The 19,563-nt window shown below is 61.2% G+C and carries 24 protein-coding genes; 13 read left to right on the top strand and 11 right to left on the bottom strand.

The window, feature by feature from the left end; translation table 11 throughout:
• Positions 1–118 precede the first annotated feature (118 nt).
• Positions 119–742, top strand: a complete 624-nt coding sequence (locus tag DV706_RS02200; protein ID WP_006066787.1) for a SagB/ThcOx family dehydrogenase — start codon at positions 119–121, stop codon at positions 740–742.
• Between the two features lie 17 nt (positions 743–759).
• On the opposite strand, the gene DV706_RS02195 is transcribed toward DV706_RS02200, so the two are convergent.
• Together DV706_RS02195 and DV706_RS02190 are read right to left on the bottom strand one after the other, a co-directional pair.
• Complete coding sequence (locus DV706_RS02195) at positions 760–1,395, bottom strand: dienelactone hydrolase family protein (protein WP_006066788.1); 636 nt, start codon at positions 1,393–1,395, stop codon at positions 760–762.
• Positions 1,396–1,535: 140 nt separating this feature from the next.
• On the bottom strand, positions 1,536–1,991 hold the full coding sequence (locus DV706_RS02190; protein ID WP_006066789.1) for an Hsp20/alpha crystallin family protein: 456 nt from the start codon (positions 1,989–1,991) through the stop codon (positions 1,536–1,538).
• A gap of 131 nt (positions 1,992–2,122) precedes the next feature.
• On the opposite strand from DV706_RS02190, the gene DV706_RS02185 reads away from it, so the two are divergent.
• From DV706_RS02185 to DV706_RS02155, 7 genes are all read left to right on the top strand, one after another.
• Complete coding sequence (locus DV706_RS02185) at positions 2,123–2,326, top strand: hypothetical protein (RefSeq protein WP_006066790.1); 204 nt, start codon at positions 2,123–2,125, stop codon at positions 2,324–2,326.
• A 25-nt stretch (positions 2,327–2,351) separates the two neighbouring features.
• Positions 2,352–3,830: an AMP phosphorylase gene (locus DV706_RS02180; protein ID WP_006066791.1), complete on the top strand. Its 1,479-nt coding sequence runs from the start codon at positions 2,352–2,354 to the stop codon at positions 3,828–3,830.
• Positions 3,831–3,958: 128 nt separating this feature from the next.
• Positions 3,959–4,363: a universal stress protein gene (locus DV706_RS02175; RefSeq protein ID WP_006066792.1), complete on the top strand. Its 405-nt coding sequence runs from the start codon at positions 3,959–3,961 to the stop codon at positions 4,361–4,363.
• A gap of 78 nt (positions 4,364–4,441) precedes the next feature.
• Positions 4,442–4,861: a universal stress protein gene (locus DV706_RS02170; RefSeq protein ID WP_006066793.1), complete on the top strand. Its 420-nt coding sequence runs from the start codon at positions 4,442–4,444 to the stop codon at positions 4,859–4,861.
• 770 nt (positions 4,862–5,631) lie between these two features.
• The gene (locus DV706_RS02165; RefSeq protein ID WP_136350776.1) at positions 5,632–6,537 is read left to right on the top strand and encodes a glycosyltransferase; all 906 of its coding nucleotides are present in this window, start codon (positions 5,632–5,634) and stop codon (positions 6,535–6,537) included.
• Between the two features lie 322 nt (positions 6,538–6,859).
• The gene (locus tag DV706_RS02160; RefSeq protein WP_006066797.1) at positions 6,860–7,054 is read left to right on the top strand and encodes a DUF2196 domain-containing protein; all 195 of its coding nucleotides are present in this window, start codon (positions 6,860–6,862) and stop codon (positions 7,052–7,054) included.
• 202 nt (positions 7,055–7,256) lie between these two features.
• Complete coding sequence (locus DV706_RS02155) at positions 7,257–7,706, top strand: universal stress protein (protein WP_006066798.1); 450 nt, start codon at positions 7,257–7,259, stop codon at positions 7,704–7,706.
• Between the two features lie 45 nt (positions 7,707–7,751).
• Here DV706_RS02155 and DV706_RS02150 read toward each other — a convergent pair whose 3' ends face one another.
• On the bottom strand, positions 7,752–8,969 hold the full coding sequence (locus DV706_RS02150; protein WP_006066799.1) for a CBS domain-containing protein: 1,218 nt from the start codon (positions 8,967–8,969) through the stop codon (positions 7,752–7,754).
• Between the two features lie 127 nt (positions 8,970–9,096).
• Positions 9,097–9,735 (bottom strand): phosphoribosyltransferase, encoded by a 639-nt coding sequence (locus tag DV706_RS02145; protein ID WP_006066800.1) that lies wholly within the window; start codon positions 9,733–9,735, stop codon positions 9,097–9,099.
• Between the two features lie 293 nt (positions 9,736–10,028).
• Here DV706_RS02145 and DV706_RS02140 point away from each other — a divergent pair, with 293 nt between their 5' ends.
• The 3 genes from DV706_RS02140 (at position 10,029) to DV706_RS02130 (ending at position 12,926) form a co-directional block, all read left to right on the top strand.
• Positions 10,029–12,065 carry a primary-amine oxidase gene (locus tag DV706_RS02140; RefSeq protein ID WP_006066801.1) on the top strand — a complete coding sequence of 679 codons (2,037 nt, stop codon included), beginning with the start codon at positions 10,029–10,031 and terminating at the stop codon, positions 12,063–12,065.
• Between the two features lie 114 nt (positions 12,066–12,179).
• Positions 12,180–12,329: a hypothetical protein gene (locus tag DV706_RS02135; protein WP_169331119.1), complete on the top strand. Its 150-nt coding sequence runs from the start codon at positions 12,180–12,182 to the stop codon at positions 12,327–12,329.
• A 120-nt stretch (positions 12,330–12,449) separates the two neighbouring features.
• Positions 12,450–12,926 (top strand): DUF2267 domain-containing protein, encoded by a 477-nt coding sequence (locus DV706_RS02130; protein ID WP_006066803.1) that lies wholly within the window; start codon positions 12,450–12,452, stop codon positions 12,924–12,926.
• 42 nt (positions 12,927–12,968) lie between these two features.
• Here DV706_RS02130 and DV706_RS02125 read toward each other — a convergent pair whose 3' ends face one another.
• From DV706_RS02125 to DV706_RS22280, 3 genes are all read right to left on the bottom strand, one after another.
• Positions 12,969–13,283, bottom strand: a complete 315-nt coding sequence (locus tag DV706_RS02125; protein WP_006066804.1) for a hypothetical protein — start codon at positions 13,281–13,283, stop codon at positions 12,969–12,971.
• Positions 13,284–13,390: 107 nt separating this feature from the next.
• Positions 13,391–14,644 (bottom strand): MgtC/SapB family protein, encoded by a 1,254-nt coding sequence (locus DV706_RS02120; protein WP_006066805.1) that lies wholly within the window; start codon positions 14,642–14,644, stop codon positions 13,391–13,393.
• Between the two features lie 279 nt (positions 14,645–14,923).
• A complete protein-coding gene (locus DV706_RS22280) occupies positions 14,924–15,058 on the bottom strand; it encodes a hypothetical protein (protein WP_275040547.1) in 135 nt (44 codons plus the stop codon).
• 16 nt (positions 15,059–15,074) lie between these two features.
• Between DV706_RS22280 and DV706_RS02115 the strand changes: the two genes are divergently transcribed.
• On the top strand, positions 15,075–15,527 hold the full coding sequence (locus DV706_RS02115; RefSeq protein ID WP_006066806.1) for a universal stress protein: 453 nt from the start codon (positions 15,075–15,077) through the stop codon (positions 15,525–15,527).
• Between the two features lie 190 nt (positions 15,528–15,717).
• On the opposite strand, the gene DV706_RS02110 is transcribed toward DV706_RS02115, so the two are convergent.
• The 3 genes from DV706_RS02110 to DV706_RS02100 all read right to left on the bottom strand — a co-directional run bounded on the left by DV706_RS02110 (position 15,718) and on the right by DV706_RS02100 (position 17,617).
• Entirely contained in the window at positions 15,718–16,392 is a 675-nt protein-coding gene (locus DV706_RS02110) for an Ntn hydrolase family protein (RefSeq protein ID WP_161569783.1), read from the bottom strand.
• 94 nt (positions 16,393–16,486) lie between these two features.
• Complete coding sequence (locus tag DV706_RS02105) at positions 16,487–17,296, bottom strand: HesA/MoeB/ThiF family protein (protein ID WP_006066808.1); 810 nt, start codon at positions 17,294–17,296, stop codon at positions 16,487–16,489.
• 114 nt (positions 17,297–17,410) lie between these two features.
• Complete coding sequence (locus tag DV706_RS02100) at positions 17,411–17,617, bottom strand: HVO_2922 family protein (RefSeq protein ID WP_006066809.1); 207 nt, start codon at positions 17,615–17,617, stop codon at positions 17,411–17,413.
• A gap of 290 nt (positions 17,618–17,907) precedes the next feature.
• Between DV706_RS02100 and DV706_RS02095 the strand changes: the two genes are divergently transcribed.
• Positions 17,908–18,729 carry a universal stress protein gene (locus DV706_RS02095; RefSeq protein ID WP_006066810.1) on the top strand — a complete coding sequence of 274 codons (822 nt, stop codon included), beginning with the start codon at positions 17,908–17,910 and terminating at the stop codon, positions 18,727–18,729.
• A gap of 32 nt (positions 18,730–18,761) precedes the next feature.
• Here the strand turns inward: DV706_RS02095 and DV706_RS02090 are convergent, their stop codons facing one another.
• Complete coding sequence (locus tag DV706_RS02090) at positions 18,762–19,253, bottom strand: universal stress protein (protein WP_049889856.1); 492 nt, start codon at positions 19,251–19,253, stop codon at positions 18,762–18,764.
• Between the last annotated feature and the right edge of the window lie 310 nt (positions 19,254–19,563).

Genomic DNA, 19,563 nt, shown 5'->3' with positions numbered 1-19,563 from the left:
AGAGCGGGATATAGTATCGGACCGGACAGCTGCTCGGATCCCGATCGAGGATCGTCTCGAGAGCCGCGGGGTCGACACAGGGGCAGGGTCTTTTGTCGCCCGTCGGTGGACGAACGCCATGGCTTCGATCGAACTCCCGAAACCCGAAACGGATAGCTCGACGAGCGTCGAACGTGCGATCGCAACCAGAGCGAGTCGGCGATCGTTCACTCGAACACCGGTCACACTGACAGACGTCTCTCAGCTCCTGTGGGCAGCCCAGGGCGTAACCCACGTCCGCGAGGGAACCAAGATGCGAACCGCGCCAAGTGCCGGAGCGACGTACCCACTCACCGCGTTGCTCGAGGTCGCGCCGGAGGGGTGTCCGGAGCTGGAGCCGGGCCTGTATCGATACGCGTCGGCACACCATTGCCTCGAGAGCGAACTCGAGACGGCGATTCACGGCGAACTCACGCGGGCAGCGCTGGACCAGGAAGTGCTACGAGACGCGCCGGCGACGATCGTCCTCGCTTCGAACACCGACCGAACGCGACAGCAGTATCCAGACCACGGTGATCGATACGTCCACATGGAGGCCGGACACGCAGCACAGAACGTCCAGCTCGTCTGTGAGTCACGCGACCTGTGTAGCTGTCCTGTCGGTGCGTTTTCCGACGACGATGTCGCAGCCGTGCTCGAACTGTCGGCGCGACTTGAGGCGCTGTATCTGGTGCCGTTCGGGCACGGGACAACAGACCAGTGACGGCTCCGCGCGCTGTGTCACTCCAACTGCCGTTCGAACCAGTCAGCCGCGACCTCGGCGACTTCCTCCAGGTGGCCGGGGCCTTCGAAGAGGTGGCCTGCGTCTGCGACGACGTGGAGGTCGTGTTCGCAGGTGAGCGCGGCGGCAGCCTCGCGATTGAGTTCGAGGACCTGTGTGTCATCGCCGCCGACAATAAAGAGCGTGGGAGCGGTGACGTCCGAGAGGCGCTCCGACGCGAGGTCGACGCGGCCGCCCCGGGAGACGACGGCGTCGATATCGGTCTCGGGACGCGCTGTGGCTCGCAGCGCCGACGCCGCGCCGGTGCTCGAGCCGAAGTAGCCGTAACGTTGGGCTGCAGTCTCCTCGCGGCCTCGGAGCCACTCGGTCACCGCGACGAGTCTGTCGGTCAACAGCGGAATGTCGAACCGATTCTCTCGATATCGGTCTTCCTCTTCGGTGAGCAGGTCGAACAGCAACGTTCCAAGCCCTCGATCGCGGATAACGTCAGCAACGTAGTTGTTCCGGGGACTCTTTCGGCTGCTGCCACTCCCGTGAGCGAAGACGACGAGGCCGCTCGCGCCATCGGGAACGATGAGTTCTCCCTCGAGTTCGACGTCGTCGACTGGAATCGGTGTAACGTTCTCGCCGGACATGGACGGACCTCCAACCGCCGTCGTCTTAGTGTTGTCATCAGTCCGTTCGGACGACTGTTCAGGACTGCGAGCCGGCGATGAGTCTCGCAGCCGTCGACTGTCACGTTCAGGGGTCCGGAACTGTGGTCTCGTGCTCGCCGCTATTCGATATCGATCTGCTGTCCTTCGCGGGTTTCCGGGTCGTGTTTGGGCAGCGTAATCGTGAGCACGCCGTTTCGGTACCGCGCCTCGACAGCGTCTTCGTCGACCGGATCAGGGAGCCGGATGGAGCGACTCAGCGACTGGCGAGCCCGCTCGCTTTTGATGTAGAACTCGTCCTCGGGGTCGTCGGTCGTCTCCGCTTCGCGTGTTGCGGTGATGTGGATCGTGTTCTCGGAGAGGCGAACGTCGATATCGTCTTTCTCGAAGCCTGGCACGTCGGCTGTCAGGACGAACGTCTCGCCGTGGTCGGCCAGGTCGACCCCCATCGTCGTCACGGCCGCCTGTGACTGGTCGAACTGGTCGAAATCCCACATCTCCAGTGCCTCTTCGATCTGTCGTTGCATGCGCTCGAACTGCTTCTCGAGGTTTCGAAACGGGTTGCTGTCTGTGCTCATATGAATATCACGGGGTGAGACCCTGCGTCTGAGTCCAACGGCATTCGTGTTAAGCGTTTCATGCGCTCAGCGGAGCGACCGCCGCCGGCTTCGGGCCAACGGATACGGTTCTCGCGGTGGTCTGTCATGTATTGAGCGAAATTACGTATCACGGCCTCGAGTACGAGTCCGGCGGCGGGATCGAAACCGACGCAACCCTCGTTCGAAAGGGGATCTGGCCGACGCTCAAACGAACCGTCCAGGTCAAACTCGTCGAAACGCTCCCGATCCCGCTTGGAGAAACCACACGCCGGCCGTCGATCGACGCACGCACCGTTGGCCCGCTATCGTTTTGACCTCACAGTGAGTCCGGACAGACGAATGCAACTCGAGACGACCACGGTCGACATCGGCACAAGCCGCCCACTCGTGCTGTTGAACACCGTCGATGCCGACGAACTGGGTGCACACCCGCTCGATCGCGTTCGGATCGAACACGACGATGGAACGGCGACGGGAATCGTCAAACGGACTGACGAACTGGTCGAGGCAGGCTCCGTCGGCGTGACTGAACCGCTCCATCACGTCCGCGGAACCGTCAACGTGACACTCGCTGGCGCACCGCAATCGGTTCGGTACGTCCGTAAGAAGTTAGACGACGTCGAACTCGAGGCCAGCGAACTCGAGACGATCGTCCGAGACATCCACGAGAATCGCCTCTCCGACGTCGAACTGAGCGCCTACGTCTCGTCAGTGTATACGAACGGGCTCTCACTCGAGGAGACGAAACACCTGACGGAAGCGATGAGCGGCGTCGGTCAGCGACTGTCGTGGGAGTCCCCAGTCGTCGCGGACAAACACTCGATCGGCGGCGTGGCGGGCAACTGCGTGACGCCGATTATGGTCGCAATCGTGACGGCGGCAGGGCTGACGATGCCCAAGACCTCTTCGCGGGCCGTGACCTCGCCGGCGGGAACGGCAGACGTGATGGAGGTCCTCTGTGACGTGGAGTTTACGATTGCCGAGATCGAGTCGATCGTCACGGAGACGAACGGCTGTCTCGTCTGGGGCGGCGGTGTGGATCTCTCGCCGGTCGACGACGAGATCATCCGTGCCGAAAACCCGCTCTCGATCGATCCGCCGGGCCAGCTCATTGCGTCAGTGCTCTCGAAAAAGCGCAGTGCCGGCTCAACTCATATCGTCATCGACATCCCCTACGGCGAAGGGGCAAAAGTCGAGAGCCTCGTCGCAGCACGGGAGCTTGCGGACGATTTCAAACGCGTCGGGGACCATCTCGAAGTCGACGTCAGCTGTGCGATCACCCACGGAACCGATCCGATCGGCCGCGGCGTCGGGCCAGCGCTCGAGGCCCGAGACGTCCTTGCAGTGCTCGAGGGCGAGGGCCCGGAGTCGCTGCGACTGAAGTCGCTCCGACTCGCAGACATGCTGCTCACACACTGTGGCGTCGATGCGTCGGCGACCGACATCCTCGAGTCGGGGCAGGCCCTCGAACGGTTCCGCCGGATTATCGCCGCACAGGGTGGTGATCCAGAGATCAAATCCGACGACCTCGAGCCGGGGGCGGAGTCGACGACTATCCGTGCGGATCGTTCCGGGGTCGTGACGCGCGTTGACAACCGGCAGCTCTGTGATCTCGCACGCAGAGCCGGTGCCCCACTCGATAGCCGTGCTGGGATCGTGATTCACCAGACCGCTACCAACCAGATCGAGACCGGCTATCCGCTGTATACGATCCACGCCGAGACGCCGGCCAAGCTGACAGAGGCGGAGCGACTTGCTGATCGACTCGAGCCGATCCGCGTCCGGAGCAAGGCAGATGCGCTCGTCGAACGTCGGTGAGACAACCGACTGTCACGCTGACCCGATGCAATCGGATAGCGGTCGCGAGTCTGTCGGAACTGACGGGCAGCCGGCGTTGCGTGGAGGTGTAACTTATTTGGTCTGCCCAGTGGTTGGACACGTACGGCATGTACGATACGATCCTCGTTGCGACGGACGGGAGCGACTCGGCAAACCGTGCGGTCGACCACGCACTCGATCTGGCATCGACGTTCGACGCAAACCTCCACGGGATTTCGGTCGTCGACACCCGACGGTACGGCGACTCGATGTTATCGGATTCCGACAGCGTGATCGGAGATCTGAGCGACCGTGCTGAAGAGCTCTTGGCAGAGATGGAAACGAGAGCCGATGTCGACGTGACCACCACCGTGCGTCGCGGCCGTCCACACGACGAGATCGGTAGCTACGCTGACTCGATCGATGCGGACCTGATACTACTGGGGAACCGTGGGCTCGACTCTAGCGACGAGATCGGAAGCACCGCAGAACGCGTCGTCAGATACGTCGACCGACCAGTACTGACCGCCTAACGGAGACCAGTCGATCAATCTATCAGTGTTTCGGGTATAACCTATTTGGCAGCTTCCAACATGCATACCGCTACGCCAATGTATGAGACGATTCTCGTCCCGACTGACGGGAGCGACCCGGCAAATCGGGCAGTAGAGCACGCAATGGAACTCGCAGACAGATACGGCGCCGACGTGCACGCGATGTACTGTGTCGAGACCCACCGCTACGGTGAAACAGCGTTGAGCAGTGCTGAGATCGTCCTTGACAGACTCGAGGAACAGGGAGCTGCGATGCTCGAAGAGATCAGCGACCGCGCGGACAACGTCGGCATCGACTGTACATGGACCGTCTGTCACGGCCGCCCCTGGGAAGCAGTCAGCGAGAAGGCAGACGAGCTCGATGCGGATCTGATCGTGATCGGCTACCAGGGACAGAGTCACACACGAACGAACAAGATCGGCAGCGTCGCCGAGCGAATCGTCCGAACTGCAGACCGGCCAGTGTTGACCGCCTGAGACGAACCCCTTGGGGTCAGTTCCGATGCAACCGCACCAGCCTGCGGTTGCACCACTAATACGGACAACAGACCGTACAAACCGTTTCAGCAGACCGTATGAGTCGTCCGCGGCTGGTCAGTCGTCGACTTTCGTGTTCTCTCATAGTCTGGTTCCGACAGGCCATCGGCAGCGAACGACACCGTGATGCGGACCCGATCCGTGCGTTCTCGAGGACAGTTCGAACGTGCGTGGCGTCCTCGACTGACCGGGACCGTCAGAGCGGTTGCGAGTCGCGACAGCATCGGTCACCGATGGATCTGAGGCGAGCGAGTGGTCTGTCAGACGGCAGTGAATAGAGCGAGCACACTACCAGGAAACTGTCAAAACCCATCACATTTACCGATTGCGTTGGCGGTACGCCAAGCAGGTGTAACTGATACGTGTCTGCTTCTCGTAGCTACCCGAAATCGATGCACGAGCCATCTCCCGATGCACCGTCGCTCGCAGCGTACGCCGACGTGACGGATCGCGACCGAATCGAGCAACTCCGTGCACTCGCTGCTGCCCTCGAGGACACGCACATTCTCCACGTGAATTCGGCAGCGGCTGGCGGTGGCGTCGCAGAACTGCTGCGGTCTATCGTCCCGTTGAGAGTATCTCGAGGTCGTTGCGTCGCTCGTCGATGGCTCGTGAATCGACGGCCTCGAGAGTGGGATGGTCGAAGCGATGCGGGACACCCGCTTTGCTCCCCCAACACTGTTGTCCGTCGGGCTGGTGTATAGGAGTCGATGGCGAGTATTATTCTGCCGACGTTCGAGTGGACGCAGTCCTGTGAACAGCTGGCTCGCCAGCTCGAGGCCGATGACGAGCTCCTCGTCGTCTGTGACAGCGAGGGCGATCCGGTTGCGAGCGCGGATCTTCCCGAGGCAGCCAAATTGCTCGTCGCCGGCGACCCCGAAGGCTGTTCGGGGAAGGCAAACGCCGTCGCGCTCGCGCTGGAACACGCCTCTCAGGATCGGATCGTCCTGACCGATGATGACGTCGACCGCGACGACGACTGGCTGGCCACGATCAAGCGCCTCGGCGAGGAACACGGGACGGTGACAGCGATTCCGGTCTTCGTGAGCGAGGAGTACCCGTTCAAACTGTTCGAACCGCTCTGTATCGTGGTCGCCTCGCTCGTGGTCGATCGAACGAGCTGGGTGACCTGGGGCGGCGGCGTCACGTTCGATCGCCGCGACATCGACATCGAGGGGTACATCGCCGACCTGCGCCGGACCATTTCAGACGATGCATTGCTCGCCGAGTACGTCGACGACGTCGTTGCCTCGCGAGAACTGGTCAACGAGGTCCGGGTCCCAGGTGGGCCCCGTGCCACCTACGAACGGCTCACGCGTTTCGTCACGATCTTCTATCGGTTCGCTCCGAGGAGAACGCTTGCGATTCTCGCCGTCTTCCTCGCCGTCGTCGTGATCGGGACGCTCGCGCCGCTTGCCGTCGCCGTGGGCGTGACTGCCCTCGCGTACGACCGATACCGTGCGCTCGGCGTCGACCGACGAACGTGGCTGTTCGCGGCACCCGCAGCCGTCCTTGCCCCTCTCCTCGGGGTCGCCGGCATCGTCAGGCCGACGTTCGTCTGGGGCGGTCGACGCTACCGGTGGGAGGAGACGTTCGATGTGACCATCCTCGAGTAGTCCGGAGACAGCCGTGTTTCATCGCCGTGACTCACGGCCGAGATGGGCACGAAACGAACTCGCGATTACGAGCAATCGGTTCGAAGCCGATATGTGGAGACGCCGACGGACGACGAAGTCGCCGCTTTCTGCGTGACCGACAGCGACGGCAACACCTGCCCCTTGACCAATACTGCCGGCTAGAACTATTCGACGGTCGGCCGCGCTACTGCGGCCGTCACCCCCGGAAACGACCACAAATTCGCGACCGATGTGTCACTAACTGCTGTCCGACAGTATAACGCCCGCCTTCTAAGGGGATCACTGTCGTTCGGTTCAGTGTATGTCGGCAGACCTGCCAACGCGAGACGAACTCATCCAGGGAATGACTGTCGAGGTCGAACAGGAAAACGGCGATCGTCTCATCGGTGAGGTTGGCGCTATTCTCACCGACGACCGCACCCACCCCGAGGGGATACTCGTCAAGCTCAAATCCGGCCCACGGGGGCGTGTCAAGCGAATCGGACCGGAGCACTGACCGAGGTTGTGGGCCGATTTCGGTACGCCGTATCTAGCTTGCAGAGACGTTCGACCGAGCCAGGCCAATCCGAAAGTGCCAGCGCTCACCCGTACAAAATCGATCTCCTGCCTTGAGCAGCTGCCGCCGTCAGTACGGTTAGCTCGTGGTCGGTCTACACCTCACGGCTCGTTTTAACTGGGTTCGGAACGAAGAGAAGGGTATGGATTGTCTCGTAGCCGTCGACGGTTCCGAAGAGTCCGAGAACGCACTCGCCTACGCCGCCGACATCGCAGACGCGATGGATGGCTCGATCACGGTCGTCTACGCGGTTAACCCGACCGCCCACGATGAGGGCGGGGACGAACCGACCGTCTCGCTGTGGGACGCCGACCAGCGACTCGTCCTCGAGAGCATCGATGACGCCGAACAGCGGGGGCTAGAGCTCCTCGAGAACGCAGCCGATTTCGCCGACGAACTCGGACACGACGTCGAAACCGAACTGCTCTACGGGAATCCGGTCGCGGCTGTCACCGACTTCGCCGAGGACGACGGATTCGACACGATCTTCGTCGGCCACCGCGGCCGATCGGAGCGTGCGGGGTTGATGATTGGCAGCGTTGCGAAATCGATCGTCGAACGGGCGACCGTTCCGGTCACCGTCGTCCGCTAACCTCGCCACGCCCTGGCTGTTCACGGACTGGGACAGTGCCGACGGTCACTCCTCGAGTAACCAACCAAAGCGTTTCTCCCAGAACTCCTCGCTTGGGGGCTTTTTGCTCTGTCCGTACGTCTTCGCGTCGCGGATCTGCCGTTCCAGCACGTCTTGGGCCTCGTTGAGCGCGTGACTCGCGCCGTACCCCTCTCCAGAGGCGATGTACAGCCCGCGGTCGGTGTGTAAGCGGATGCGGGCGAGCAAGAGCGACATTCCGCGGCGTGTCTCGTCGTGCTCGTGGAGGTGAACTTTCGCATCCAAGACGTTCATGCCGTGGTCTTTGTCGTCGAACGACTCAACCATCGCCACGATATCGTCGTAGCTCGTGTCGTCGATCAGATCGACGCCATACACCTGCACGCTCCGGTTCCCGCCAGCTTCCCACGTCAGCGAGTCGAGGATATCCGTCTTCGTGACGATCCCGTAGGGAGTGCCGTCCGTCGTGACGATCAGCGACGAGCCATCGGTCTCGAACATCTCCTTGACGGCTGTCTCGAGCGTCTCGTCCGGATGGACCGTCCGCACTGGCGAGGTCATGACGTCCCTGATCGGGAGATCCAGCATCCGCGCAGATTCGCCCTCTCGAGCGCCGAACCCACCCCGGCGCGCGCGAGCAGTGCTGGTGGAGATCTCACCTCCGAACGGGTCGGTCCCGCCTGCATCGCCGCCCTGACTCTGGACTTCGGCGCGAATCGTCAGATCAGTTATGTCGTAGAGGCTCAGCACGCCGGCTGTCGTTCCGTTCTCGACGACTGGGAGATGCGTGATCCGGTTCTCCCGGAAGATGTTGAGCGCATCCCCGAGTGTCGATTCCGGATCGAGTGCAACGAGATCGTTCGACGAAGCCTCTGCGACGGTCGCTGCATCCAGAAACGATTCGACCTTCTCGAGGATCGCGTCGGCGGTGACGACACCGAGCAGTGTCTCCCCCTCGAAGACGGGAAGGAGCTGTGAGTCGCTGTCGATCATCAGCTGTGCCACCTTTCGAACGTCTTCGTCGGGCGTTAGTCGAGGAACATGCCAGACCAACGAGCCGATCTTTTGATTGGGTTGGCGATGTGAGGTGGCGAGCTGTCGCCGCGTGACGATGCCTTCGAACTCGTCTCCCTGTACGACGACGCCGTTGACGCTTGAATCTTCGAACGTGCCGACAAGCTTCGAAACGGGTGTCTCTGGGGTGAATTCAACGTACTCCTCCGAAACGATATCAGCGATATCCATGTGTTCTGTCTGTTTCCGCGTGGGTGCTCGAGTTGCTGTCCTGCTCCAACCGGGTTGTCACTGCCTTCGTCAGTCTCCCACAAGTACTCGAGGGTAGACCCGGGATCCGGACTGTCTAGGTTACTGTTCACTGCTCTAGATACGTCATTGCTTCCTCGTCGGACACCTGCCCGAAGTTCTCGTAGAACTGTCCGACACCCCTGAACCCTCTTGGTGTCTCGAGACAGACGACCGTGTCCGTCTCCGACTCGAGGCTGTCGATCGTGTCGGGTGGGCCCACAGGCACGGCCAGAACGATCCGTTCGGCGGCTGTTTCGTTGAGCGTCTTCAGACACGCTCTGGCGGTCGACCCCGTCGCGACGCCGTCGTCGACGACGACCACCGTCTTCCCAGCTAACGCCGGCGCGTCGCGATCGCCTCGATATCGTTCGGCTTTCTGCCGGGCGTTTTTGGCCTCTTCATCGCGGCGTTGCTGGAAATACCCCTCATCGGTGCTGGTCCCGCGGAACGCCTCCTCGTTCCGCCAGACACTGCCGTCGCTTGCGACGGCTCCGATGGCGTACTCCGGGTTTCCCGGAGCACCGATCTTCTTTGCAACGACGATGTCGAGCGGGATGTCCAGTTCGTCAGCGACCGCTCGCCCGAGCGGGAGCCCGCCACGGGGGATCGCAAGCGCAATATCGGCGTCGATGCCCTGCTCACGAAGCGCGGTTGCAAGCCGCTCTCCGGCGTCCGTTCGGTCTGTGAATCGTCGAGATCCTGCCATCGTCACATCATGAAGCGAAGCGGTAATATATAACAGTCGGGCACTCCTCGCGAGAACTGATATACTCGAGTACTGATTGCTGTACTGGTACACTCGCTGGGTTCTATAGTAGCCACTGAAAATCAGTGCGTACCCGATCGCACGACAACTGTGCGGTCGGTGTACAAACAGTTTCAGTTGTTACGATAGCGACTGCTCGAGGGGGCAAAGCGACGCCGATTCGGGGTCTGGCTCGAGGTTCTGAGACAGCCCCGTATCTATATGTACTTGATTGAGATACGTCAGCATAGACCATGGCAACAGAAACCAAAGAAAAACATCATCCGTACGATCCGCTGACCGCAGACGAGATCGAGCACGCGCGAGATGTCCTCGATGCTGAACGTGAACTCGGCGAGGGGATCCGGTACGTACAGATCGAACGCAAACAGCCACAGAAAGCAGCGGTCAAAGCATACGAACAGAACGGCACAGACGTCGCGCGCGAAGCGTTTGTTATACTGCGAGATAGCGAGGAAAAGACGACCTACGAGGCGGTCGTCTCGCTAGACGACGCGGAGCTGACCTCCTGGGAAGAAAAGCCGAACGTCCAGCCATCGATTACCCTCGCTGAGTTCGACGAATGCGAGCGGGTCGTCAAAAACAACGACGAGTGGCAAGCAGCCGCCGCAAAGCGTGGCGTCGAGAACTTCGATCTGGCGATCGTCGATCCATGGTCCGTCGGCCACCATCTCGTCCCCGAGGGGATCGACCCAGATCGCCGGCTCGCTCACGCGATGTCGTGGATCCGAACGAGCGAAACGGACAACGGCTACGCTCGACCGTTGGACGGTATCCATGCGTTCGTCGACCTCGACGAAATGGTCGTTGTCGAACTCATCGACAGAGGCACGAAAGTGGACAATGTACTTACAGACCTCGAGGATGCGAAATACCGCGAGGAAGACCGCGACCTTCGAGACGATCTGAAACCGTACAACGTCGATCAGCCGGAGGGTCCAAGCTGGGAGATCGACGGCCGAAAGATCGAGTGGCAAAACTGGCACATTCGCGTCGGATGGAACCAGCGGGAGGGACTCGTCCTCTACAACATCGGCTATGAGGACGACGGCGACGTCAGACCGATTATTCACCGTGCGTCCGCGGCCGAGATGAACGTCCCCTACGGCGAGAAAGACCCCAATCACAACTGGAAAAACGCGATCGACATCGGCGAATACAACATCGGTCGGCTGGCAAATTCGTTGACGGAGGGCTGTGACTGCCTCGGGCATATGCACTATTTCGACGCGGTGATGAACGATGCCGACGGCGAGGTCCGAGTGCTCCCGAACGTCATCTGTGTCCACGAAGAGGACTACGGAACGCTCTGGAAACATACGAACTGGCGGACCGAGAACTCCGAGGTCCGACGCAACCGTCGCCTCGTCATCTCCTTTGTCGCAACGGTCGGCAACTACGACTACGAGTTCAATTGGTACTTCTACCAGGATGGTTCGGTCGAACCCCAGGTCCGGCTTACCGGAATCGATAGTAACGGACTGGTTGGTCCGGATGAAGACGTAACGTCTGGCTACGCCGAGTTGCTCGCGCCGAACGTGAAAGGGATGCTCCACCAGCATTTCTTTAGTTTCCGGCTGGATATGGAGGTCGACGGCTCGGACAACGTCCTCTACCGGCGACAGAATCAGCCAGTGCCGAAAGGTCCGAACACGGAGATCAGATGGGACGGACAAGAGGACGTCGACGGACTCAACCCGACGGGTGCGTCTTTCTATGCAGACAAGACACAACTCGAGTCGGAATCGGAGGCAAAAGAGCTTATCGACCCACTCAAAGGCAGGTATTGGCAGGTTGAACACGCAGAGAAGACGAACCACGTCGACCGGCCGGTCGCGTACAAGCTCGCCCCCGGTTCAAACGTCGAGGCCGCCGTCCAGGACCACTCGAGTATTATGGAACGGACCGGGTATATCAAATACCATCTGTGGGCGACGCCGTATCGGGACGACGAGCGGTACCCGGCTGGAGAGTATCCGAACCAGAATCCCGGCGGCGACGGGCTCCCGAAGTGGACGGCGAACGACCGGTCACTCGATGGCGAAGACCTCGTGTTGTGGTACACACTCGGCGTGAATCACGTCACTCGACCGGAGGATTGGCCGATCCTTCCCGTTCACATTGCGAGCTTCAAACTGGAGCCGGTGAATTTCTTCGAGGAAAACCCCGCAATCGATGTCCCGCCAGAGCACGCGATCAAGGATATCCACGCTCGCCGCGAAGAAAAGTACGACGACCCTGACGCTGTCGCGGGATCCAATGACGACTGATCGCCACCCAGCGGGCGCGAACAGCCCCGTTCGCGGCCCCCTTATCATGGGCGGTCGGCCCACCACGGCTCATGAACCGATCAGATGGACACGACGCGCATCGAAAACGCACACATGACTGACCACGACACGGACGAAAACGGATGCACACTCTGTGAACTCCCTGTCGAGGGGAGTGCCATCGTCGACGATGGAGACGCCTTCTGCTGTGTCGGTTGCCGTGAGGTCTACAACGCGCTGGAGACCGTCGAGAACAGTTGCTGAATCCTCGTTGCGCTTTTGCCGTGTCTGGCTGCTGAATCAGGAACGAAACTGAATTTCGTTCTTCTGGACTGGGGTGTCCCATGTAGCTTGATATCGCTGGTTGACCACGACGCTAGTGGCATGAATTACGACGAGTTTACCGGCGAAGTCCAGCACCGCCTCGAGTTGCCGGACACCGGTCGAACAGTGCGGGCAATCCGTGCGACACTCATGACGCTGGGCCAGCGGATTCCGGAAGGCGCAGCCGACGATCTCGCCGCTTCACTCCCGATAGAGATCAAGTGGTACATGACCGGTGCCGTCCACGACCACGGCCAACGGTTCGGCTGGCAAGAATTTCTCGCACGCGTCACCGAAATCGAGGGCGAAGGGATCGATCCGCCGGAGGCGGCCTACCACGCACGAGTTATCATCGATCTGGTCGAGACACTGGTGCCGCCGTCGGATTTTCAGCAACTCCGTGACCAGCTTCCAGAAAGCGAAGCCGACGAAAACTGGCGCAAACTCTTCGAAGTCGTCGACGCCGGCGGCTGGGGTGAGGCCGAAGAGGCACAGACCGGCGGCGGGCCACAACCTGACGCGACGGACTCGGACTGACTCGAGACACGTGGCCCGTTCAGCCTGTCGGTCGTACAGCAGTCACCTGTACTCGAGTCCGTGGAGTCTGTACCGATAGGTTCGCGTGTCTGTCTTGACGACGAGATGCTTCGTGGCACCCGCTTGTTCGATTCTGTCGAAGTGGGACCCCATCTCGCCAGGATTTAACGAGGGAGCGCCGTCTTGGAGCCCGAATCGGAGCGTTGCGTTCCGCTGGCGGACATCGTCTACTTGTTTCGCTTCGGCGCCCAGAACGTCACCGGTTGGGCCGACGTCGACCGTGCCAGTGAGTTCCCACGAATGGTCGCTGTACTGTAGTTCCGTCCCGCTAAGCTGTGGCCACTCCATTTCGACCATACTATCGGTACGTTGACGAGGTCAATCGTCCTTTCGATTGTCAAGAAATATACAATTTCTTCCATGATAATACGTTTGGACGCTGCTCCCGCTTGACGGCGGTCCGGTCACGTAACCACGAACGTAACGACCCCGGTGGCACCGACCAGCACCATCGGCACCGCTGCCTTCAATCGCAGCCGCCCGCTGATGACCTCGAGCAGGATGATCTTCGTCGTCAGGCTCGCGAGAATGCCAAGCACGACCATTCCGGCTGCCTGTTCTGCACCGATTCCGCCTTGATTGAAAACCGTCGCCGCGGTCACCGACACGGCGGCCGACGACACGAGCCCGCCCGCAAACGCCGTCGCGTACAACCCAAGCTCTCCGAAGAACGCCTCGGCGAGAACCGACACGAGCAGGATGGCCGCGTATGCGACGGCGAACTTGGCAGCGGCTGTCAGCGAGAGCGGCGACTCGAGCGCGAAGTCGAAGCGGTCGGGTGTTTCACCGTGGACCCACAGGATGGCAGCGATCCCAACACACAGAGCGACCATCACCACGGCTGGCTGCCAGAGCATCCAGAACAACCCAACGGCGAGGACGGTCGCAATGCCAACGTTTCTTACGATCATCGACATGGTTGCCAGCAGGACTGCGGCCGAGGCAGCATCGACCGCCTCGCGTGACTGGGTTGCCATTCTGGCGAGGACGCCCGCCGTCGCGAACGAGTTCGCACCACCCGCGAGCAAGCCAGTGACAGCTAACCCTTTCGATCCCCCGAGCTGACGCATCGAGACGTACGAGACGAACTCGATCAGCAGGACGAATATGACGAACAACAACACCTCACGAGGGATCAGGACGCCGAACGGATCGACGGGATCAGTTGGGGCGATCGGATACAAGATAAAGACGACTGCCCCGAGTTTCAACGAGTCCCGCAACTCCTGATCGGACACACCCTTCACGTACCGGTGTAGCCGTTCCTTCTCAGCCAGCAGGAAGACCAGAACGATCGCAATCGATGTCGACTCGAAGAACCACCCATATCCGACGAGTACCCCGAGCAACGCGACGAGAAACACGGTGACGGACGTCGTGAGTCCAACGTCTTCGTCAGTCAGTGAAAGTCGAACGTACACGATGAAGAGCGCGAGGGCACCGGCCAGTCCCAGATAGGCGCCGACGAAGGCCGGATGCCCCTCCTGCTGTCCGATGGCGACCACGATCGGACCAGCGCCACACAGAAGCGCCAGCGTCCGCAATCCTGCGAACTTCCGCGTCGGTTGTCGCTCTCGCTCGAGTCCGATCAGGCCGCCAGTCGCGATGGCGACGAGCACCTTGGCCAACAGTTCCGGCACCGAAATTACGTCGAGCATCAGTGATGGAGCCGCCAGAACGCGTGAAGAGCGGTCTTCTCGGTCGACTGTTGTGACATTCGTTCGTGACTTACAATCGGATTCCAGTACTAAATACTCCAGCTATTCGCCGGGCTCTCAGACAGCGTGCTCGTTCGGCGTCCGCCACACTCGAGTCAGTATCCGGTGTCGTGAGGCGGGAACGACGACGACACGGTCCCGCCTCGTTCGTCGCGTTCTGAGTCGGCGAGACGGGAGCTGGTCCGGCCCGCTCGAGGCGCTTTGCGCTCGGCCTCGACATCAGCCAGCGACACCCATCCCAGCCACAACGCAGTCGTTCGGGCTCGAGCGCAGGAGTCGTTGCCAGCCGCGTTCGAACGCGGTGTTGGGGCCGACCAGCAATACGTTATGTCTCTCGAGCCCGTCGGTTTGCACGGACCTTCGAGGAACGATGTACGACACGATCCTTATTCCGACGGACGGGAGCAGCGGGACGGAGCGAGCGATCAGCAACGGGCTCGATATCGCACAGCAGTACGATGCCAGCGCTCACGCACTGTCCGTGATCGACATCGCCGAACTGCTGGAAGTCGGTTACGGCGGGGATCGATCCGACTTCGAAGCGGCAATCGAACCGCTCGAGGACGACGCAAAACGTGCAGTCGAAGCGGTCGACACGCAGGCACGCCGGATGGACGGCGACGTAGACGTGCTCCCAGTCGTTCGCGAAGGAGAACCGTACGAGACGATTCTGGCGTATGCCGACGAAATCGATGCCGACCTGATAGTTATGGGGACCCACGGCCGACACGGACTCCCCCGATACCTCCTCGGAAGCACGACCGAACGCGTCGTCCGGACGGCCGAGATCCCCGTGTTGACTGTTCGAATGCCTGCTGACTGATACTGCCGGACAGCACTATTCAACGCTCGATCGCGCTACTGCGGTCGTCCTCGAGGTAACGGCCGCGAATTCGCGACCGACGTGTCACTGACTGCTGTCCGACAGTATGAGAGTCGGCCCCGGCAGGTGTCGAACACCCACGCTGGTGGCTCGGTCCCTCGAGACCACGAGGCGAGACGACAGCTCGATCTCAGGAGCGAACGGCGTCGGGCGACTCATATCGGCGAACAGTGACCCCTGTCTCGCGGATCGCCGCAATATCGACAGCGGGACCGGTCCGCGGATCACGTTCGACGGCGCTCTCGATCGCACTGGCAACGAGGTCGCGTGCATCCTCGAGCGAGAGGGAATCCGTGTAGTCACGATCGAGGATGACAGAAGCACTCTGGCGGCCGCTCCCGTCGGCAGCGTAGTCGGACTCGATCACACCGTCGTCTACGCCGATTCTGAAGACGTGCGAGCCGGCTTCGTCGACGCCGCCGAGGACAAACGTCGCGTCTCGCTCGGGGTGTGCTCGGCACTCGCGACCGGCAACTGTCGCCAGCGTTGGAATACGTATCCGGCGACTGTGATGGTACTCGTAGCGATCGACCTCGCGACGGAGCCTGGTGACCAGTGAGTCAGCGTCACCGGGTTCGGCAGCCGAACCGACCGCAGCCGACGGATGCACCGACCAGAGTTTTGCTGCCTCATCGCTTTCTACAATCGCATCACGACTCGTCCGTGTGTCGGCTGCGAGGAGGACTCCGTCCGTCGCTTGCACGCCAATGACGACGCCACCGGAACCTGCACCGTCCGCCCGACACTCGTGTGGGTTTTTCGGCGTCATCGGTGCCGTCTCCCGTCGGTGTGCATGGTGAGCCATAGACTGCAGTAGACGAACGAGCGACATGAAGATCGGGGTCGGAGCCGATCGAACAAAGGCCATCTTCGAGCCCCGTTGACTGGCACCGTTCGTCTCAGTCCTCGATTCGGTACCGGTCGTCGTAGTCGATGTCGTCCATGTCGTCGATCTCGTCGGACCCACAGAGCGGACAGTCTGGGTTCGGCTCGAGCGGCGTCCGGACGACCGTCGCGTCCGCAGCATCGTATCGCAACAGTTCATCGTCGAGTGGCTCGCCGAGATCAAGGAGGCACTTGAGCACTTCCGTCGCCTGCAGCGTGCCGATCGTCCCAGGAACCGACGGAAAGATGCCCATTGGTTCGTCGGACGGCACTGTCTCTTCGTCCGGAGCCGCCGGAAGCAGACACCGATAGCAGGGACCGCCGGGACGAAACACCGTGAGCTGTCCCTCGAGTTCGTACACTGCCCCGTGGACGAACGGGACGGCAGCGAGTCGAGCGGCGTCGTTGACGAGAAATCGTGTTGCGAAGTTGTCCAACCCGTCGACGACCACGTCGTACCTCCTAAGAAGCGACGCGACGGTGTCGGGTGTGATCCGGGTGGCGTGTGTCTCAACCGTGACGTCGGGGTTGAGCGCGTCGATGAATCGGGCTGCGCTCTCGACTTTTGGCTCGCCGATGTCGTCGACGGTGTGGACGACCTGTCGCTGGAGGTTCGAGCGTTTGACGCGCCCGTCATCGACGATTCCAACCGTCCCGACACCGGCTGCTGCCAGATACTGAATCACCGACGAACCCAGGCCGCCCGCACCAGCGACGAGAACGCGGCTCGACAGCAGTGATCGCTGGTCGGAGTCGGCGATCGAATCGATCATGAGCTGGCGTGAGTAGCGGTTGCGCTGCCTCGAGTCGAGTGGCTGCACCATGCGACGACTCCGACGCCAAGCCTGAATAACGTTCACCGAACGCTCGTCGCCACCGCTCGTCAGTGGCTACGATAGTGCTGGCTCAAAACACCACCAGCGGGGTTCGACGTCCCTCTACGAATCGTCGAGTTCCCGAACGATGTGTTCTTCGACGACCGCGTCGGGGGCGTTGGTTTTGACGCTCTTGATCCCGTCTCTCGCACGGCGTTTGGTGCTGTAGCCCTGGCCGCTGTCGGCGATGATATTACCGTTGTCGTGGACGAGTCGCCATCGCCACTTGCCTGCATTGTCCTCGTAGAGTTCGAACGTTGCGTTGCTCATACCGGTCGTTCGGGCGTCTAATAAATAAAACATCGACAACGGCACCGAGTTCGAAGCGAACACTATCGCGCGCTTCGAGCCGATGGCGCTCTCATACGCTTCATCCCAGCGGCGAGTCGCCAGCGGTCTGGTGGCTGCTGGCGATACCGGCCATCATCCATGCGGATGCCCGGCGGTGTGCCCGCACGCGTCGAGAATGCACTACCGACTCGAGACAGCAGCCCGTCGCACAGCGTTGGCCACCCTACAATTTCAACAGAGCAAAGACCGTGGTCGCTGTACGGACCCCTATGTACGATGACGTTCTCATCGCAACCGACGGCAGCGACGTCGCAACAGACGCGGCGGCAGTGGGCCTCTCACTCGCACAGACACTCGAGGCGACGGTACACGTGCTGTCCGTCGTCGAGGCCGAGTCGGGCGAAGACACCCAGCGACACGAGGCGGCTGTCGAATCGATCGCAGCCGACGCCGTCGATGCGGGGTGTGAGGCCACGTCGGCTGTTCGGACGGGGCGACCGGCGAGTGAGATCCTGGCGTACGCTGACGACACCGCTGTCGACGCGATCATCGTCGGCACACACGGGCGAACTGGACTGAAACAGGCGCTGCTCGGTAGTGTCGCCCTCGAGGTGATCCGTGATGCGCGCCAGCCTGTTCTCACGGTCGGTCGAGAGACGGTTGGGGCAGATGGCATCCAGGTCGACGACGTCTGTCTCGCAACCGATGGCTCGGCAGGGGCGAACGCGGCGACCGCACACGCACTCTCGTTGGCAGCCGCCTGCGACGCCACCCTGCACACGCTGTATGCGGTCGACGTAAACCCCGACGCGACGGAGATTCGGGAGAACTTCATCGAACACGGGAAACAGACGACCGCAGCCATCGAAGACCGGGCAGCAGAGCACGGACTCGAGGCGACAGGCACGGTGACGGACGGCGAACCCCACGAAGTCATTCTCGACTACGTCGACGCCGAAGAGGTCGACGTGCTCGTCATGGGGACGGAAAGCAAGTCGAATCTCGAGCGACTCGTCCTTGGGAGTGTCTCCCAGCGCGTCGTGCCGAAGGCGAGCGCACCCGTCCTGACCGTTCGAACGACCGAGCAGTGACTGCCGCAGGCATCGTGTAGCTCGAGTCCCACCTACGTCGAGTCGTCGTCGTAAAACTCGGTGTGGGGCTGGATACGATCGACGTTAGGTGGAGCGCGTTGGCGAACGACGAACACGTCGTAGGACTCCTCGGCAGCGATATGAACGCCGACGCTCGTCAACGGTGTCACGACGCGGCCGACGTTGTCGCTGCCGAGGAAGACGACGCTCGGGTCGTGTTCCAGTGCCAACTGCTCGATGTGGCCGGCGATCCGTGCTTCAGGCGGAAACTCCCGTATCCGCTCGTACTCGAACGACACCGCCGGTGTGAGCGAGTGCACCTGTTCACGAAGGCGCTCGACGACAGCCTCGACGTCGTACGCCTCGTCCTCGCCGATCCACCCCTTCTCTCGAGCGTAGCGCTTTCGTTCCGGGACGACAGTCACCGCTGTCACGTCTTCCTCGAGCGCGTCGCCGTACTCGACTGCCCTGACGAGAGCGGCTTCTGCGAGTTCCGAACCATCGAATGGGACGACGAACGTCATACGTACCGCCTCCATGCCCTGCCCAATAACTTCGAGGGGCGAACGCACACGATCCCATGCGTGTGTGTTGGCTCCAGATAGCGACGGTCGAGAGTTGGGGGCAACAACGGTCGCTCGAGTATGAGTTATGCTGGCCGATACTATCAAAATGATAGGATTGTCATACTACGTGAATTAGTATCTTATCCAGTCGAGTACTGGTGAAGAGGGCAGTACGGGTTGACGAAATCGTCTGGCAGATTCCTCGTGTCAGCATTCTATTCCACCCATCCGACGGCTGGTAATATGATCTTGCTAACAGCAATGGTTT

The organism is Natronorubrum bangense (assembly GCF_004799645.1).
In the GTDB taxonomy this organism is placed as follows: Archaea; Halobacteriota; Halobacteria; order Halobacteriales; family Natrialbaceae; genus Natronorubrum; species Natronorubrum bangense.
The sequence above is the reverse complement of the archived record's forward strand: the minus strand, read 5'-3'. Positions and strand labels throughout refer to the sequence as shown.